General features: G+C 54.9%; 20 protein-coding genes. 4 read left to right on the top strand and 16 right to left on the bottom strand.

What is annotated here, in order from left to right; all coding sequences use genetic code 11:
- Positions 1–6: 6 nt before the first annotated feature.
- The 4 genes from HV340_RS18845 to mutY all read right to left on the bottom strand — a co-directional run bounded on the left by HV340_RS18845 (position 7) and on the right by mutY (position 3,992).
- Positions 7–1,263 carry a nucleoside permease gene (locus tag HV340_RS18845; protein WP_020883685.1) on the bottom strand — a complete coding sequence of 419 codons (1,257 nt, stop codon included), beginning with the start codon at positions 1,261–1,263 and terminating at the stop codon, positions 7–9.
- A gap of 244 nt (positions 1,264–1,507) precedes the next feature.
- Complete coding sequence (gene mltC, locus HV340_RS18840) at positions 1,508–2,584, bottom strand: membrane-bound lytic murein transglycosylase MltC (protein ID WP_025203253.1); 1,077 nt, start codon at positions 2,582–2,584, stop codon at positions 1,508–1,510.
- Between the two features lie 56 nt (positions 2,585–2,640).
- Positions 2,641–2,913 carry an oxidative damage protection protein gene (locus HV340_RS18835; RefSeq protein WP_032678953.1) on the bottom strand — a complete coding sequence of 91 codons (273 nt, stop codon included), beginning with the start codon at positions 2,911–2,913 and terminating at the stop codon, positions 2,641–2,643.
- Positions 2,914–2,939: 26 nt separating this feature from the next.
- Complete coding sequence (gene mutY / locus HV340_RS18830) at positions 2,940–3,992, bottom strand: A/G-specific adenine glycosylase (RefSeq protein ID WP_169814973.1); 1,053 nt, start codon at positions 3,990–3,992, stop codon at positions 2,940–2,942.
- 144 nt (positions 3,993–4,136) lie between these two features.
- On the opposite strand from mutY, the gene trmB reads away from it, so the two are divergent.
- From trmB to HV340_RS18815, 3 genes are read left to right on the top strand one after another with little or no spacing between them, the layout of a single operon-like run.
- Positions 4,137–4,856, top strand: a complete 720-nt coding sequence (gene trmB, locus HV340_RS18825) for a tRNA (guanosine(46)-N7)-methyltransferase TrmB (RefSeq protein ID WP_020883687.1) — start codon at positions 4,137–4,139, stop codon at positions 4,854–4,856.
- Entirely contained in the window at positions 4,856–5,182 is a 327-nt protein-coding gene (locus HV340_RS18820) for a YggL family protein (protein WP_032678951.1), read from the top strand. Before trmB ends, HV340_RS18820 begins: the two co-directional genes overlap by 1 nt.
- Positions 5,183–5,238: 56 nt before the next feature.
- Entirely contained in the window at positions 5,239–5,955 is a 717-nt protein-coding gene (locus tag HV340_RS18815; RefSeq protein ID WP_020883689.1) for a DUF2884 domain-containing protein, read from the top strand.
- 61 nt (positions 5,956–6,016) lie between these two features.
- Here HV340_RS18815 and HV340_RS18810 read toward each other — a convergent pair whose 3' ends face one another.
- The 6 genes from HV340_RS18810 to HV340_RS18785 all read right to left on the bottom strand — a co-directional run bounded on the left by HV340_RS18810 (position 6,017) and on the right by HV340_RS18785 (position 9,757).
- A complete protein-coding gene (locus HV340_RS18810) occupies positions 6,017–6,379 on the bottom strand; it encodes an endonuclease domain-containing protein (RefSeq protein ID WP_020883690.1) in 363 nt (120 codons plus the stop codon).
- 63 nt (positions 6,380–6,442) lie between these two features.
- The gene (gene hemW, locus HV340_RS18805; protein WP_063925582.1) at positions 6,443–7,585 is read right to left on the bottom strand and encodes a radical SAM family heme chaperone HemW; all 1,143 of its coding nucleotides are present in this window, start codon (positions 7,583–7,585) and stop codon (positions 6,443–6,445) included.
- Entirely contained in the window at positions 7,578–8,171 is a 594-nt protein-coding gene (locus HV340_RS18800; protein WP_014171572.1) for an XTP/dITP diphosphatase, read from the bottom strand. The genes hemW and HV340_RS18800 overlap by 8 nt, the downstream gene beginning before the upstream one ends.
- 3 nt (positions 8,172–8,174) lie before the next feature.
- A complete protein-coding gene (yggU, locus tag HV340_RS18795) occupies positions 8,175–8,471 on the bottom strand; it encodes a DUF167 family protein YggU (protein ID WP_014885193.1) in 297 nt (98 codons plus the stop codon).
- On the bottom strand, positions 8,468–9,034 hold the full coding sequence (locus HV340_RS18790) for a YggT family protein (RefSeq protein ID WP_014171570.1): 567 nt from the start codon (positions 9,032–9,034) through the stop codon (positions 8,468–8,470). The genes yggU and HV340_RS18790 overlap by 4 nt, the downstream gene beginning before the upstream one ends.
- A 21-nt stretch (positions 9,035–9,055) precedes the next feature.
- Positions 9,056–9,757: a YggS family pyridoxal phosphate-dependent enzyme gene (locus HV340_RS18785; RefSeq protein WP_025203259.1), complete on the bottom strand. Its 702-nt coding sequence runs from the start codon at positions 9,755–9,757 to the stop codon at positions 9,056–9,058.
- Positions 9,758–9,774: 17 nt separating this feature from the next.
- Between HV340_RS18785 and HV340_RS18780 the strand changes: the two genes are divergently transcribed.
- Positions 9,775–10,800, top strand: coding sequence for a type IV pilus twitching motility protein PilT (locus HV340_RS18780; RefSeq protein ID WP_063925581.1), 1,026 nt, complete (start codon positions 9,775–9,777; stop codon positions 10,798–10,800).
- Here HV340_RS18780 and ruvX read toward each other — a convergent pair.
- From ruvX to HV340_RS18750, 6 genes are all read right to left on the bottom strand, one after another.
- Positions 10,766–11,182: a Holliday junction resolvase RuvX gene (gene ruvX, locus HV340_RS18775; RefSeq protein ID WP_014171567.1), complete on the bottom strand. Its 417-nt coding sequence runs from the start codon at positions 11,180–11,182 to the stop codon at positions 10,766–10,768. The genes HV340_RS18780 and ruvX overlap by 35 nt on opposite strands.
- Entirely contained in the window at positions 11,182–11,742 is a 561-nt protein-coding gene (locus HV340_RS18770) for a YqgE/AlgH family protein (RefSeq protein ID WP_020883695.1), read from the bottom strand. The genes ruvX and HV340_RS18770 overlap by 1 nt, the downstream gene beginning before the upstream one ends.
- Positions 11,743–11,828: 86 nt before the next feature.
- A complete protein-coding gene (gshB, locus tag HV340_RS18765; RefSeq protein WP_020883696.1) occupies positions 11,829–12,776 on the bottom strand; it encodes a glutathione synthase in 948 nt (315 codons plus the stop codon).
- 39 nt (positions 12,777–12,815) lie between these two features.
- The gene (gene rsmE, locus HV340_RS18760; RefSeq protein ID WP_020883697.1) at positions 12,816–13,547 is read right to left on the bottom strand and encodes a 16S rRNA (uracil(1498)-N(3))-methyltransferase; all 732 of its coding nucleotides are present in this window, start codon (positions 13,545–13,547) and stop codon (positions 12,816–12,818) included.
- Between the two features lie 52 nt (positions 13,548–13,599).
- On the bottom strand, positions 13,600–14,307 hold the full coding sequence (gene endA, locus HV340_RS18755; protein ID WP_020883698.1) for a deoxyribonuclease I: 708 nt from the start codon (positions 14,305–14,307) through the stop codon (positions 13,600–13,602).
- Positions 14,308–14,401: 94 nt separating this feature from the next.
- The gene (locus HV340_RS18750; protein WP_032670169.1) at positions 14,402–14,899 is read right to left on the bottom strand and encodes a SprT family zinc-dependent metalloprotease; all 498 of its coding nucleotides are present in this window, start codon (positions 14,897–14,899) and stop codon (positions 14,402–14,404) included.
- Positions 14,900–14,935 lie beyond the last annotated feature (36 nt).

Genomic DNA, 14,935 nt, shown 5'->3' with positions numbered 1-14,935 from the left:
TAATCATTAATGCGCGATAGGCTGCGCAGCGTGCGGTTCGCGTACGTGCTTGTACTTGAACAGTGCGATAAACGCGAAGAACAGTACCAACGAGTACGCGGCGAAGATAAGCCACACGGGCTGCCAGTTGGTGATGCCGTTAGTGGTGTACATCTCAACCACTTTACCGCTCACCACACCGCCCAGAATACAGCCGAAGCCGTTGGTCATCATCAGGAACATACCCTGAGCACTGGCGCGAATTTCAGGTTTCACCTCTTTTTCCACAAACACCGAACCAGAGATGTTGAAGAAGTCGAAGGCGCAGCCGTAAACAATCATCGACAGAACCAGCAGCACGGTACCGAACGGGCTTGGGTCGCCGTAGGCAAACAGACCGAAGCGCAACATCCATGCAGCGATACTGATCAGCATGACGTTCTTGATGCCATAGCGGCTCAGGAAGAACGGGATGGTCAGGATGAACAGCGTCTCAGAGATCTGAGAGATGGACATCATCACTGACGCATGTTCAACGATAAAGCTGCCAGAGAACAGCGGGTTATTGTCGAAGCTGTGCAGGAAGGTGTTGCCGAACATGTTGGTGATCTGCAGTTCCGCACCCAGCAGCATGGAGAAGATAAAGAAGATCGCCATGCGTTTGTTTTTAAACAGCGCAAAGGCGTCCAGACCGAGCATGGTGCTCCAGCTCTGGTTTTTCTGCTGGTTAGACACCGGAATATGCGGCAGGGTCAGGGTGAACAGCGCCAGCACCACGGAGAGTGCCGCCCCGATGTAGAGCTGCATATGGCTCAGTTCGAAGCCTGCGAAGCTCACGCCCCACATTGCCATGATAAAACCGATGGTGCCCCAGATACGGATTGGCGGGAAATCGGTGACGATTTCCATACCGGCAGATTTCAGGCGGTAGTAGGAGATGGTGTTGATCAGGCCAAGCGTTGGCATGTAGGCCAGCGAGTTAAACAGGATCACCATGAACATCGCCCCCGGCGTGGTGACCTGGGCTGCCATAAACAGCGTCCCCGCACCCACCAAATGGCAAAGCATGTACAGCCATTTCGCACTTAACCATTTATCCGCCACGATACCCAGCAGCGTTGGCATAAAGACAGCCGCAATGCCGAGCGAGCTGTAGACGGCACCGATAGACGCACCATCGAACTTGAGCGTCACAAACATATAGGAGCCGAGTGTAGTCAGCCAGCTACCCCACAGGCAGAACTGCAGAAACGACAATATTTTAAGCTGCAGCTTAAGGTTCATGTTACTTTCCTCACAAGTGAGCGGGAGATATGTTGTTATAGGAACATTCAGGGTTGTTATTTGATGCAATTCTATCAGCAGGCGAGGTTATGTTTTGTTACCTCCCGCAAAAAAATGCAATCCACATTAATTTGCAGTTTGGATTGTGATGCAAATAACATTTTCGTATGAGTGGGGCGGGGAGGGCGCGGTCTGATGCCCTCACCCTGGCCCTCTCCCACAGGAAGAGGGCAGGGTAAAGGGTTTAGCGTCGACGGTAGTTTTTTTGCGCCGTGTTCACTTTATACAGATAACGACGCGATTCCGCAGACGGGTGTCGGGTGGTAAGCGTGGAATAGACATCCCCCGGCGCCATACTGTTGATGATATTCGCCGCCTGCACTTTGTCACTCGAGAAGACGCGCAGGACGCTGCCCGCTCCGCCGTTATACGCGGTGATCACCGCATAGCGACGTGATGTCGGGTTATCAATCCCGCCCAGGTAGACATTGTTGAGCATCGCCAGGTAGGCGGTACCGGTATCAATGTTGCTTTGCGGATCGAACAGATAACTGCGGCTCGGCGTACCGGATTTACCCTGAGCGCGGAAGACGTCTTTACCTGCGCTGTGCTGCACGACCTGCATCAGTCCCAGCGCGTCGGAACGGCTTACCGCGTACGGGTTAAACGACGATTCGGTCTGCATGATCGCCAGGATAAGCGACTCATCCACGCCGTACTTACGCGAGGCCTGACGCACCATGCCAATGTACTTATGCGCACGTTTGTCGAGGTGGTTCGGCACGAGGTTAATGGTGACGCTGTAGATGATCTTCAGGCCGTTAGAGCGGCTTTTCAGGCGCGTCTGCAGCAGATAATCGGCAAATTTTGTCGCACGCCCTTCCCAGCGGATGGCCTGTCCGGTCTGATCGACAACCTGGCCGTACAGGAACGGTTCTTTGGAGATGGTGATGTCATCGGCGTCGGAGTAGAGATCGATTGAGCCTGGATCGTCACCCATCAGCAAGGTTTTCACGATCGCCTGACGTAACCGTGCGGCAGGTTCGGTGCCTGCGATGGTTTCAACCGTGATAGTCCCCTCATCAAAATTGATGTGGCTACGGGTCTGATAGGCGTCGGTGTACTTAACGTAGTCCTTAGGTCCGGCAATAAGAACTTCGTTAAATCCCCATATATTTTCGATGTTATGGGCAAACTGCCCCATCAAAATGTCAAAACCGTTGGTGTCCTTTATCCAGGCTTCGTTGTAATCATCGCCTTTTTTGGAAGAACAAGAGACAAGCAACGGCGCAACAAGGGCTAGCGCTAAAAATTTTTTCATCATTCCGGGAGTGCGTGTTGTGTTTGCTTGTACGGCGGAGTTGCCCCCGCACGCTGTTATTGTTCCGGCGGCGTATAGCCTTCGATGTGGACGTCTTTGCCTTCGAACAGGAAGTTCACCATCTCCTGTTCAAGCAGTTTGCGGTGCTCCGGGTTCATCATGCTGAGTTTCTTCTCGTTGATCAGCATGGTCTGTTTTTTCTGCCACTGTCCCCAGGCTTCTTTGGAAATTTCGTTATAGATGCGCTTACCCAGTTCGCCCGGATAAAGCTGGAAATCCTGGCCTTCAGCGTCACGCTGCAGGAAAGTACAAAAAATAGTTCTGGCCATACTCATTCCTCTGTTGGTGGCTGATGCTAAACCATTGCACCGGCACGTAATTGCTGTAACAGGCGCTCCACGGGAGCCGCCAGCCCGACTGATGGCGGTTGCGCTAAGTTATACCAGAGAGCCGTTTCTTCATCCATGCAGGCAGTGATTGAAGACACGGGAAGCCACATCGGTACAATATCGAGATGGAAATGGCTAAAGGTATGACGAAACGCGGTCAGCTGCGTCAGGTTATCGGCAGCGATGCCGCGCTGTTTAAGCCATTCCCGTAACAATTCTTCATCTTCAAACTGTGGGAAGCAGTATAGACCACCCCACAGGCCGCTCGGCGGCCGCTGCGCCAGAAAGACGCCTTCGCCATGCTGCATCAACAGCATGTAGCCGGTGCGCTCTGGCAGCGTCTGCTTTGGCTTTTTGCCCGGATACTGCGCCCATGCGTGGTTCGCATAAGCCACGCAGAGATTATTAACTGGGCAAAGTTCGCATTTCGGTTTTGATCGCGTGCAGACCATGGCCCCCAGGTCCATCATCGCCTGGTTAAAGCGCTCCACGCCTTTTGCCGGGGTAACCGCTTCGCTGATCTCCCACAGCCGTTTTTCGACCTCTTTTTTTCCCGGCCAGCCGTCAACGGCATAGCATCGTGCGAGGACGCGCTTCACGTTGCCGTCGAGGATCGGGAAATGCTTGCCTAAAGACAGGGAGAGGATTGCGCCAGCGGTTGAACGTCCGACGCCGGGCAAATCGGCCACTTCATCGAAGGTTTCCGGAAATGTGCCGTGGTGTCGGGTCGCCACCTGCTGCGCGGCTTTATGCAAATTGCGCGCACGGGCGTAGTAACCGAGACCGGTCCACAGGTGCAGCACCTCGTCTAATGGCGCATTGGCCAGGTCGGTCACCGTTGGGAAACGTGCCATAAAGCGCTCGAAGTAAGGAATCACCGTGGCGACCTGCGTTTGTTGCAACATCACTTCGGAGAGCCATACTTTGTAAGGCGTTTTTTCAATTTGCCAGGGCAGGGTTTTACGCCCGTATTTGTCGTACCAGTCCAGCACCTGGGCTGAAAATTGAGAGGCTTGCATGGTCATCGATTCGCATAATCAGGGACGCCGATTGCAGCACAGCGTCAATCTGCTGTAAACCGGATCTTTCCCATGCTTGCATAGAAGCCTTAACTTTGGATAATGCCCGTTTCCCGAACATTCTCACAAGCAGACAACTCTTTTATGAAAAACGACGTCATTTCACCGGAATTTGATGAAAACGGTCGCCCGCTGCGCCGTATTCGCAGCTTTGTCCGCCGTCAGGGTCGCCTGACCAAAGGGCAGCAACATGCGCTGGACAACTACTGGCCGGTGATGGGCGTTGAGTTCAGCGAGCAGCCTCTGGACTTTACCGAGCTGTTTGGTCGCGACGCGCCGGTAACACTGGAGATTGGCTTCGGTATGGGGTCTTCACTGGTTACCATGGCCCACGCGCGCCCGGAGCAAAATTTCCTCGGCATTGAGGTGCACTCACCAGGCGTAGGCGCATGTCTGGCAACGGCTCATGAAGAGGGCGTTGAGAACCTGCGCGTTATGTGTCACGACGCGGTTGAAGTGCTGCACAAAATGATTCCTGACAATTCTTTGACGATGGTTCAGCTCTTTTTCCCTGACCCGTGGCACAAAGCACGGCATAATAAACGCCGTATCGTTCAGGCGCCGTTTGCTGAGCTGGTAAAAAGTAAGCTGAAACTGGGCGGTGTCTTCCATATGGCGACCGACTGGGAACCTTATGCGGAACATATGCTGGAAGTCATGTCGTCTCTGGACGGGTATAAAAACCAGTCTGCAAGCAACGACTATGTACCGCGTCCGGATTCACGTCCGGTGACAAAATTTGAACAGCGTGGCCATCGTCTTGGTCACGGCGTATGGGACTTAATGTTCGAGAGGGTGAAATAATGGCAAAGAATCGTAGCCGTCGTCTGCGTAAAAAAATGCACATCGAAGAATTCCAGGAAGTGGGCTTCTCCGTTGCGTGGCGTTTCCCGGAAGGCACCAGCGTAGACCAGATCGATCAGGACGTAGATGCGTTCATTAATGAAGTGATCGAGCCAAACAAGCTGGCCTTTGATGGTAGCGGTTACCTGGCATGGGAAGGTCTGATCTGCACCCAGCAAGTCGGTAAATGCACCGAAGAACATCAGGCGCTTGTGCGCAAATGGCTTGAAGACCACAAACTGGAAGATGTCCGCGTCAGCGAACTTTTTGACGTTTGGTGGGACTAATTAAGCAGTAAGGGGCCAGCATTAGCTGGCCCATTTTGTCTGAGGGAGTGTTTAAGATGCGCAAAACGTTGCTGGCTGTTGCCTTAATGGCAACCGGATTCACCGCTCATGCGGAGTATAAATGTAGCGTCACCCCGCGTGATGACGTGGTGTTAAGCCCGCAAACCGTGCAGGTCAAAGGCGAGAACGGTCATCTGGTGATTACGCCGGACGGGAATGTCACATTTAACGGTAAACAGTACAACCTGACCCCCGCTCAGCGTGAGCAGGCGAAAGACTACCAGGCCGATTTGCGTACCGCGCTGCCGTGGATTGATGAAGGTGCCCTGACGCGCGTAGAGAAGAGCCGCGTCGCGCTGGATAAGATCATCACCAAAGAGGTCGGTGAGAGCAGTAACATGCGCACCCGCCTGACGAAGCTCGACAAACAGCTGAAAGAGCAGATGAACCGCATTATTGAGCATCGCTCCGACGGCCTGACGTTCCATTACAAGGCAATCGATCAGGTTCGTGCCGACGGTCAGCAGCTGGTGAACCAGGCAATGGGTGGCATCCTGCAGGACAGTATTAACGAGATGGGGGCTAAAGCGGTGCTGAAAGGCGGCGGTAACCCACTGCAGGGCGTGCTCGGTAGTTTGGGTGGGCTGCAGACCTCGATTCAGAACGAGTGGAAGAACCAGGAAGACGATTTCCAGCAGTTCGGCAAAGACGTCTGTAAACGCGTGGTGTCGCTGGAAGATAGCCGCAAGGCGCTGGTGGGAACGCTGAAGTAATTTCCCCTCACCCTAACCCTCTCCCCAAAGGGGCGAGGGGATGGTTTGCGCCCTCTCCCTTTCAGGGAGAGGGCCGGGGTGAGGGTTGCAGCATTTGCAGTGTTTCAAGGATCTTTTCTAACACCGCTTCTTCGTTATTCCAGAGTTCGTTGTTCCAAAATCGAATGACATACCAGCCTTTCTCGTTAAGCCAGCACGTTCTTTGACGATCGTATTCCTGCTTTTCATCATGTTGCCCGCCATCCAGTTCAATAGCCAGATGAGCCGCACAGCAGGCGAAATCCAGAATGTAGTGATCTACAGGATGTTGTCGACGAAATTTATAATTTTCGAAGCGGCGGCTGCGCAGTAGATACCAAAGCCGTCTTTCTTCTTTTGTCAGCTCCCGTTTGAGCTGTTTTGCATAAGTACGAGTAATATCCATCCCCACACTCTGCCAGCCTTTTCCTCAGCCGGCAGAATGGGGTGCAAAATCCTGAATCAGCCTTCAGGAATCATCTGCGAGGAACAACTCAAGCAGGGAGTTTAAAAACAGTTTGCCGTGCTCGGTGATTTGCCAGTAATCCTCACACTCGGTGAGATATCCCTGCGCCAGCGCCTCGTCAATCTGCGGACGAATCGTGGCGTCCGGCAATCCGGTATAACGCGCAAACTCCGCACGTGGTGCGGGTTCCAGCAAGCGGAAGCGGTTCATAAAGAACTCAAACGGTTTATCCGCCGCCTCAACATCATGCTGACGTTCAAGGTAGCGGCCTTCCATGTAACCACGCGGATGACGCGTTTTGGCGGTACGCAGGATGCGCCCGTCAGGGAAGGTCACTTTACCGTGCGCGCCACAGCCAATCCCCAGATAATCACCAAAGCGCCAGTAGTTCAGGTTGTGCTGACACTGGTAACCCGGCTTCGCGTATGCGGAGGTTTCGTACTGCTGATAACCTGCTGCGGTCAAAAGCTGATGACCTTGCTCAAAGATATCCCACAGGGCGTCATCATCCGGCAGCACCGGCGGACGGGAACCAAACAGCGTGTTTGGCTCAATAGTCAGCTGATACCAGGAGAGATGCGGTGGGTTAAGCGCGATCGCCTGACGCAGATCGTCCAGCGCTTCCTCCAGCGACTGGTCCGGCAGGCCGTGCATCAAATCCAGGTTAAAGCTGCGCAGGCCTAAGCCAGTGGCCAGGTTTGCCGCGCGCTTTGCCTCTTCCGGGCCGTGAATGCGTCCCAGACGTTTCAGCTTCGGCTCGCTAAAGCTCTGGACACCGATCGAGATGCGGTTTACGCCTGCACGTTGATAATCGACAAAACGGTCGGCTTCAACGGTGCCGGGGTTGGCTTCCATTGTTATTTCAGCATCCGCGGCCAGGTTCAGGCGCGCACGCACGCCGTCCAGCAGCGTTTGCATCGCCGGGCCAGAAAGCAGGCTCGGCGTACCGCCACCAATGAAAATGGTCTTAACTTCACGTCCCTGTGCGTAAGGTACATCGGCATCCAGGTCGGCCAGCAGATGCGCAACATAGTCATCATGCGGCACTTCACCTTTCAGCGCGTGCGAGTTGAAATCGCAGTACGGGCATTTCTGCACGCACCACGGGATGTGAATATAAAGACTCAGAGGCGGCAAATTAGCCATTACGCAGTGCTTCCAGTAACAGTTTCAGGGCGCGTCCACGGTGGGAAATCGCGCTTTTCTCTTCGCGGGACAGTTCCGCAGCAGTTTTGCCCTCAGACGGGACAAAGAAAATCGGGTCGTAGCCAAAACCACCACTGCCTGCCGCTTCACGGGTAATCACACCCGGCCAGCTGCCGTGGCAGACGACTGGTGTAGGGTCTTCGGCATGACGCAGATAGACCAGTACGCAGTGGAACTGAGCCTGGCGTTTATCATCTGGCACGTCTTTCAGCGCGACAAGCAGCTTTTCCAGATTCTGCTGGTCGGTGGCATCGACGCCTGAATAGCGTGCGGAGTAGATACCCGGCGCACCGCCAAGGGCATCTACCGCCAGACCGGAGTCGTCGGCAATCGCGGGCAAACCGGTAATCTGTGCGGCATGGCGCGCTTTCAGGATCGCGTTTTCGATAAACGTCAGCCCTGTCTCTTCGGCGGAATCCACACCCAGTTCGGTCTGTGCAACGACATCCAGTCCAAAATCATTTAATAGCGAGGCCAGCTCGCGCACTTTACCGGCGTTACCGGTAGCGAGAACAACTTTCTGCATGGTTTAATCCTGCTCTGTCAGCGCCGCGACTTCCGTCGGGATAGATTGCGGGTTGAGAATTTTTACCTGTTTATGCCGCCCAAGTTCACCTTTCTCGATGATCACCTGGCTTTTGGCGACACGAAACTGTTTTGCCAGATATTTGGTCAGATGCGCATTCGCCTGGCCATCAACCGGTGGGGCAGTGATGGCGACTTTTAGCTCGTCGCCATGCAGTCCAACAATACTGTCACGGCTGGCTTTCGGCTGAATATACAGCCGTAAAACCAGCCCGTCAGCGCAGGTGCTCACTGCACTCATAGCGCCATCCACAGCCCCGGCAGCAGCATATCGCCCGTGGACTGTAACAGCTCAGCGATCCCCATATTCACGACGTACAGCAGCAGAACCAGGATCATCGGAGAGAAATCGATGCCGCCCATAGATGGAAGCAGGTTACGGATTGGACGCAGCAGCGGTTCAGCCAGCTGAATTAACGCGTACTCCACCGGGCTACGGCCCTGGCTCACCCAGCTCATGATCGCCATGACCAGCAGCACCCAGAAGATCAGCAGACCGACGGTTTTTATCAGGATCAGAACAGCGGCAATCCAGATTATCGGCTGGAAGGTGATAACCATAAACAGCACAATCGCTTTGATAACGCTCAGAATAAACGCGACCAGCAGAGAAGCACTGTCAATGGGGCCCATCGCCGGAATGACGCGACGCAGCGGTCCTACGATAGGTTGCGTGATTTTCACGACAAACTGCGAGAACGGATTGTAAAAATCACAGCGGGCCCACTGCATCCAGACGCGCAGTAACAGCGCCATCGTATACAGCTCAATGACCGTTGAAAGCAGGAAAGTCAACGTCTTCATGGCGTTCCTCAGGTTTCCTTATTATTGGGTGTAATCGCGCGCACCGAAAATTGCCGTGCCGATGCGCACCATAGTGCTGCCTGCCGCGATGGCGGCTTCCATATCATCCGACATGCCCAGAGAAAGCGTGTCTACCGTTTCATAGCGCGCTTTAAGCGCCTCAAATGCTACAGCCATTTGCTGTGCCACGGCAAACTGCCTTTCATAACTTGACTCCGGTGCCGGGATGGCCATTAACCCGCGCAGGGTTAAGCGCGGCAGTGCCGCGACGTCTGCTGCCAGCGCATCCAGTTCTTCCAGCGCTATACCGGACTTGCTGTTTTCGTCACTGATGTTGACCTGAATCAGCACATTCAGCGGCGGTAACGCTTCAGGGCGCTGGTCGTTCAGGCGCGAAGCAATACGCAAACGGTCAATGGTATGGCACCAGTCGAAATGTTCAGCGACCAGACGGCTTTTGTTCGACTGCAAGGGGCCAATAAAGTGCCATTGCAGATCCGTCTTCCCCTGTTCCTGGAAGAAGCGAATTTTATCCACGCCCTCCTGCACGTAGTTTTCACCAAACGCATGCTGACCCGCCTCAATCGCATTTGCGATGGCGCTCGCAGGCTTGGTTTTACTCACTGCAAGTAACGTAATTTCTTCTGAAGCACGGCCGCAACGTGTTGCTGCAGCTGAGATTTTGTCCCGGACCTGTGCCAGGTTGTGCGCAATGTCGTTCATTTTCCGAGGAGTATTGTATGGATGTGGAAGAAATTGTGGCCCTTAGTGTAAAGCATAATGTCTCCGATCTACACCTGTGCAGTGATTCACCACCGCGCTGGCGCAGATCAGGTCGCCTTGAACCCGCACCGTTTCCGCCGCCCGAAGTCGATACGCTATTAAAAGCGTGGCTCAACGATGAACAGCAGGGAACGTGGTGGGCGAACGGGCAGGTGGATTTTGCCGTCACCCTGGCGGGCAACCAGCGCCTGCGCGGAAGCGCGTTTAAACAGACAAGCGGCGTCTCAATGACGCTGCGGCTGTTGCCCGGGGTCTGCCCGCAACTCTCCGCGTTGGGGGTGCCCCGGGTTGTTCCTGAGCTGTTATCCAGTGACAACGGGTTGATCCTGGTCACCGGGGCAACCGGCAGCGGTAAGTCCACTACGCTGGCAGCGATGGTAGATTTTCTTAATCACCATACTGACGGGCATATTCTGACGCTCGAAGACCCGGTGGAGTTTCTATACCAGAGCGAACGGTGCCTGATCCAGCAGCGCGAGATTGGCCAACACAGCCCGTCATTTGCCGACGCGCTGCGCGGGGCGTTACGCCAGGATCCTGATGTCATACTGCTGGGTGAGCTGCGCGACAGTGAAACAATCCGCCTCGCGCTGACGGCGGCGGAAACCGGACATCTGGTGCTCGCGACACTGCATACCCGCGGGGCAGCGCAGGCGATTGAGCGGCTGGTCGATACGTTTCCGGCGCAGGAGAAAGATCCGGTGCGCAATCAGCTGGCCGGCAGCCTGCGGGCGGTGCTGGCGCAAAAGCTCCTCCCCGATGCGCAGGGCGGGCGCGTGGCGCTTTATGAGCTGCTGGTGAATACTCCGGCGGCGGCGAATCTCATTCGCGAAGGAAAAACGTGGCAATTGCCCGGTATTATTCAAACCGGCCACCAGGCGGGGATGCAGAACTTTGACCAGAGCCTGGCTGAAAGACGGGCGCAGGGGCAACTCCAGGCCCCGGCGCTCAATAACCCTGTTCGAAATAGCTTTCGAGAATGATGACAGCAGACGCGGAGTCAACGCTGCCTTTGTTGAGAGCCCTGAACCCGCCGTGTTCAAAAAGACCTGCTCGTGCTTCAACGGTGCTCAGACGCTCGTCGTGGAGCTTCACGGAGACGCCAAAGCGGCCATGGATTTTATTGGCGAACTTACGCGCTCGGGCGGTAAGCGGTTGTTCAGTGCCATCCATGTTCAGCGGTAACCCAACGATGACGTCATCCGGCTGCCACTCTTTTAGCAGGCGCTCGATGAGGTTCCAGTCCGGTGTGCCGTCACTGGCCTTCAGGGCCGTGAGCGGGCGTGCGGTACCCGTGATTCGCTGACCCACGGCGACGCCTATGCTTTTGGTGCCAAAATCGAAGGCCAGAAGTGTTCCGCTCATCAGGCATGCCCCGCTACGCCAGGCATAGTCAGGATATCAATGCCGATCAGTTTCGCGGCGTCACGCCAGCGATCGGCAATAGGGGTTTTAAACAGAATGTTCATGTCCGCAGGCGCGGTCAGCCAGGCGTTATCGAGGATCTCTTGCTCAAGCTGGCCTTTCTCCCAGGAGGAGTAGCCCAGGGCCACCAGCACTTCCGACGGCTGCTCAGCGGTACCCAGCGTTTCGAGCACGTCGCGAGAGGTCGTAATGACGGTGTTGTCAGAGATGCGAATACTGGAAGAGAAGACCGGCGGCGTATGCAGGATAAAACCGCGATCCTCTGCGAGTGGCCCGCCCAGCATCACCGGTTTATCAAGCCTGATTTCCGGCAGACGCTCTTCAGCCGAAATTTTCAGCTTGTCCAGAATCCCTTCAACCTGCAGGTTTTCCAGCGGTTTGTTGATGATAATGCCCATCGCGCCGTCTTCATTGTATTCACAAATATAAACCACAGCGCGGCGAAAAATCGGATCCTGGAGAGCAGGCATGGCAATAAGAAAGTGATGCTGTAAATTCATTGTCAGAGGTACTGTTTCCTGGTTTAAAAAGCGACAGCCCCAGTATGCGGACAAACCGGGGTGCTGTCACTAATAGTATTGAAAGGTTATTTCTGTAAACGTTTCTCGATGGCGTCCATCAGCATTCCGGTGATCGAAATCGGGAATTCCGCTTCGATTTCACGAATACAGGTTGGGCTGGTCACGTTCACTTCGGTCAGACGATCGCCGATGATATCCAGGCCGACAAAAATCAGGCCCTTGGCTTTCAGTGTCGGGCCAACGCGGCGGGCAATTTCCCAGTCGCTTTCACTTAACGGGCGCGGCTCACCGCGACCACCTGCCGCGAGGTTACCGCGGGTTTCGCCGCCCTGCGGGATACGCGCGAGGCAATACGGCACCGGTTCACCATCCACCACCAGAACGCGTTTATCGCCATCTTTAATGGCCGGGAGGTAGTTTTGTGCCATGCAGTAACGCGTGCCCAGCTCGGTCAGCGTTTCGGCAATCACCCCAATATTCGGGTCGCTCTCTTTCACGCGGAAAATAGATGCGCCACCCATGCCGTCCAGCGGTTTCATGATGATGTCGCCGTGTTTCTGCCAGAACGCTTTCAGCTGTGCCTTGTTGCGGGTCACCAGCGTTTCAGGCGTCAGGTCAGAGAACCATGCGGTGTAGAGTTTCTCGTTACAGTCGCGCAGGCTCTGCGGTTTGTTGACGATCAGCGTTCCTTTCTCTTCCGCGCGCTCAAGGATATAGGTGCAGTAAATGTATTCGGTGTCGAACGGAGGATCTTTACGCATCAGAATGACATTGAGGTCGGCAAGGGCAATATCCTGCTCGGTGCCGAATTCATACCATTTGTCGTAATTCTGCTCGACGTTAACGATGCGGGTGCGTGCGCGGGCTTCACCGTTGATCAGGTAAAGATCGTTCATCTCCATGTAGTGGAGTTCATAGCCGCGACGCTGCGCTTCCAGCAGCATCGCGAAGCTGGAATCTTTCTTGATGTTAATGTTTGCGATGGGATCCATCACGATGCCGAGCTTGATCATTTTCATCTCCGTTAAAAGCCTGAGGGCTCAGGCTTAGCGTTAACCCAGATCGCCAAAACGCACCTGTAGCGCGGTAATGGCTGTGAGTGCCGTTGTCTCAGTACGCAGAACGCGAGGTCCCAACAGAATATCAGTAAACTGGTAACGCGCCGTCATGGCAATTTCGTCAGCGGACAAGCCGCCTTCCGGACCAATCAGCAGGCGAACACGTTCAACGGGTAGCGGCAGCGTATTGATGCTGGCGCTGGCGCGTGGATGGAGATTGAGCTTCAGCCCGCTTTCCTCTTCAGCACACCAGTCCTCCAGATCCATCGCCGGGCGGATCTCCGGAATACGGTTGCGGCCACTCTGTTCACAGGCAGCAATGGCAATTTTCTGCCACTGCTGGATCTTTTTATTCAGACGTTCCGCATCCAGTTTAACGCCACAGCGCTCAGAAAAAAGTGGCGTAATGAGGCTTACACCCAGTTCAATGGATTTCTGGATGGTGAATTCCATCTTTTCTCCGCGCGACATCACCTGTCCCAGGTGTATGTGCAGCGGAGATTCACGGTCATCCACTTCGCCGCGCAATATCGTTACATGCACGCTTTTTTTATCAGCACGCGTAATTTCCGCGTCGAAAACCTGATTCGAACCATCAAACAGCTGAATAGCTTGTCCTGCTCCCATGCGCAGTACGCGACCAACATGGTTGGCGGCATCGTCAGAGAGGGCAATTTCGCGGCCGACGGTAATCAGCTCAGGGTGGTAGATGCGAGGAATGCGCATAGTCAGAAATTCCATATGTCATGCGGTGTAAGCGAATTGCCGCTAGTGTAGGTTAGCTCTTTTGCGCCTGGCAAGCCCGCTGGACGTAAGGGTTGTGATTACCCTGAACTTTCGCGATGCGCGCGTCACGCTGGCATTCCCATTCCGTCACCGGATATTGCTTGTCCCATGCGTTGAACAGCTGCGTCTGCTGGCGGGAAAGGTTGAGGTCGTAACGGTCACGCATATAGAAATAGGTGCGGGCGATACTGCCGCGCGCGCGGGCTGGGGGCTCAGCGACTTTCTCTTTAAAATCAACCTTCATGCCGCACTGGCCGTACTGACCCTCTCCGCCGTTCCACTGGCTGTACATAAAGTTGCCGCGATCGCCATTCACCTCGCCAACCGCGGGTTGCAGGTTGTGCATATCGCTTTCCATCTGGCGATAGACCGGATCTTTGGCGCAATTTTTACGACCGCCATCCTGCCAGCACTGACGCTGGTGGCCAAACTGCCATGCCGGCACCACATGTTCCCACTCGATGCGGCTGGCGCGGTTTTCATTCTTACGCACTTTATAGCCGCAGGATTCGAGATCAACGATCCCTTTTTTACCCTGCCAGTTAATTTTACAGCCGCAATAAAAATCACCGGGAACATCCGCGTTGACCTTTACGCCTGCCGCTTTTGCCTGGGAGAAACTGTTAATACCGTCGGCCAGAGCCTGGCCGGAGAGTGCTGTCGCCAGAAAAGCGACCGCGAGAGAAAAATTACGGGACATCTTACACTCCGTGTCAAAACGAGCCCGCAACGTAACGAATGTTGTTCCTGTATGCAATCAGTCAGATCAGGAAAGTTCCTGAAAGTTCAGTTGGTTATTCCGCGACCAGCGGTTCACCACATTTGACGCAACGGTAGGTGGCCTCGCCGCGCACCACGCGATTATGACGGCGAACGGTAAGTTGATGCTGCTGACACTGGCAGCGGTAGGGGAAGGTATTGCGGCGTACCGACTCAAGTTCAAACTGATGGGTTCTGCGTGCCGGAACGCCCAGCACGGCTTCCATCATCCACTTCCACTCTTTGCCGTGGGGTGCCACGCGGCCAAAGTGTTTCCATACCAGCAGGTGCGCCAGCTCGTGTGGCACCACTTCCTCAATAAACGCCTGCTGATTTTCCAGCATCAGCACCGGGTTCAGGCGGATCTCATAGGATTCGAGCCACGCCGTGCCCGCCGCCGTGCCACGTTGTTGGTAGACGAGTTTCGGCTCAGGGTAATTCCGGCCGAGTTTCAGGTTGGCCTGGGCGAGTTTTTCCCGCAGGCTGCGCATAACGGCTTGCTGAAGGGCGATGGGGAGACGGGGTGCTTTCATAGGGGCAGAGCATAAAGCGCGAAGCGGGGAGGTGCA

The sequence above is a fragment of the Enterobacter sp. RHBSTW-00975 genome (genome assembly GCF_013615235.1).
In the GTDB taxonomy this organism is placed as follows: Bacteria; Pseudomonadota; Gammaproteobacteria; order Enterobacterales; family Enterobacteriaceae; genus Enterobacter; species Enterobacter ludwigii.
Note: the sequence above shows the minus strand (reverse complement) of the source record. Positions and strands in the feature narration are given on the sequence as shown.

What these genes read in the sequence shown, in the direction of transcription:
- HV340_RS18845 (WP_020883685.1), bottom strand. Translation starts at nt 1,263, where the DNA reads ATGAACCTTAAGCTGCAGCTTAAAATATTGTCGTTTCTGCAGTTCTGC.
- mltC (WP_025203253.1), bottom strand. Translation starts at nt 2,584, where the DNA reads ATGAAAAAATTTTTAGCGCTAGCCCTTGTTGCGCCGTTGCTTGTCTCT.
- HV340_RS18835 (WP_032678953.1), bottom strand. Translation starts at nt 2,913, where the DNA reads ATGGCCAGAACTATTTTTTGTACTTTCCTGCAGCGTGACGCTGAAGGC.
- mutY (WP_169814973.1), bottom strand. Translation starts at nt 3,992, where the DNA reads ATGCAAGCCTCTCAATTTTCAGCCCAGGTGCTGGACTGGTACGACAAA.
- trmB (WP_020883687.1), top strand. Translation starts at nt 4,137, where the DNA reads ATGAAAAACGACGTCATTTCACCGGAATTTGATGAAAACGGTCGCCCG.
- HV340_RS18820 (WP_032678951.1), top strand. Translation starts at nt 4,856, where the DNA reads ATGGCAAAGAATCGTAGCCGTCGTCTGCGTAAAAAAATGCACATCGAA.
- HV340_RS18815 (WP_020883689.1), top strand. Translation starts at nt 5,239, where the DNA reads ATGCGCAAAACGTTGCTGGCTGTTGCCTTAATGGCAACCGGATTCACC.
- HV340_RS18810 (WP_020883690.1), bottom strand. Translation starts at nt 6,379, where the DNA reads ATGGATATTACTCGTACTTATGCAAAACAGCTCAAACGGGAGCTGACA.
- hemW (WP_063925582.1), bottom strand. Translation starts at nt 7,585, where the DNA reads ATGGCTAATTTGCCGCCTCTGAGTCTTTATATTCACATCCCGTGGTGC.
- HV340_RS18800 (WP_014171572.1), bottom strand. Translation starts at nt 8,171, where the DNA reads ATGCAGAAAGTTGTTCTCGCTACCGGTAACGCCGGTAAAGTGCGCGAG.
- yggU (WP_014885193.1), bottom strand. Translation starts at nt 8,471, where the DNA reads ATGAGTGCAGTGAGCACCTGCGCTGACGGGCTGGTTTTACGGCTGTAT.
- HV340_RS18790 (WP_014171570.1), bottom strand. Translation starts at nt 9,034, where the DNA reads ATGAAGACGTTGACTTTCCTGCTTTCAACGGTCATTGAGCTGTATACG.
- HV340_RS18785 (WP_025203259.1), bottom strand. Translation starts at nt 9,757, where the DNA reads ATGAACGACATTGCGCACAACCTGGCACAGGTCCGGGACAAAATCTCA.
- HV340_RS18780 (WP_063925581.1), top strand. Translation starts at nt 9,775, where the DNA reads ATGGATGTGGAAGAAATTGTGGCCCTTAGTGTAAAGCATAATGTCTCC.
- ruvX (WP_014171567.1), bottom strand. Translation starts at nt 11,182, where the DNA reads ATGAGCGGAACACTTCTGGCCTTCGATTTTGGCACCAAAAGCATAGGC.
- HV340_RS18770 (WP_020883695.1), bottom strand. Translation starts at nt 11,742, where the DNA reads ATGAATTTACAGCATCACTTTCTTATTGCCATGCCTGCTCTCCAGGAT.
- gshB (WP_020883696.1), bottom strand. Translation starts at nt 12,776, where the DNA reads ATGATCAAGCTCGGCATCGTGATGGATCCCATCGCAAACATTAACATC.
- rsmE (WP_020883697.1), bottom strand. Translation starts at nt 13,547, where the DNA reads ATGCGCATTCCTCGCATCTACCACCCTGAGCTGATTACCGTCGGCCGC.
- endA (WP_020883698.1), bottom strand. Translation starts at nt 14,307, where the DNA reads ATGTCCCGTAATTTTTCTCTCGCGGTCGCTTTTCTGGCGACAGCACTC.
- HV340_RS18750 (WP_032670169.1), bottom strand. Translation starts at nt 14,899, where the DNA reads ATGAAAGCACCCCGTCTCCCCATCGCCCTTCAGCAAGCCGTTATGCGC.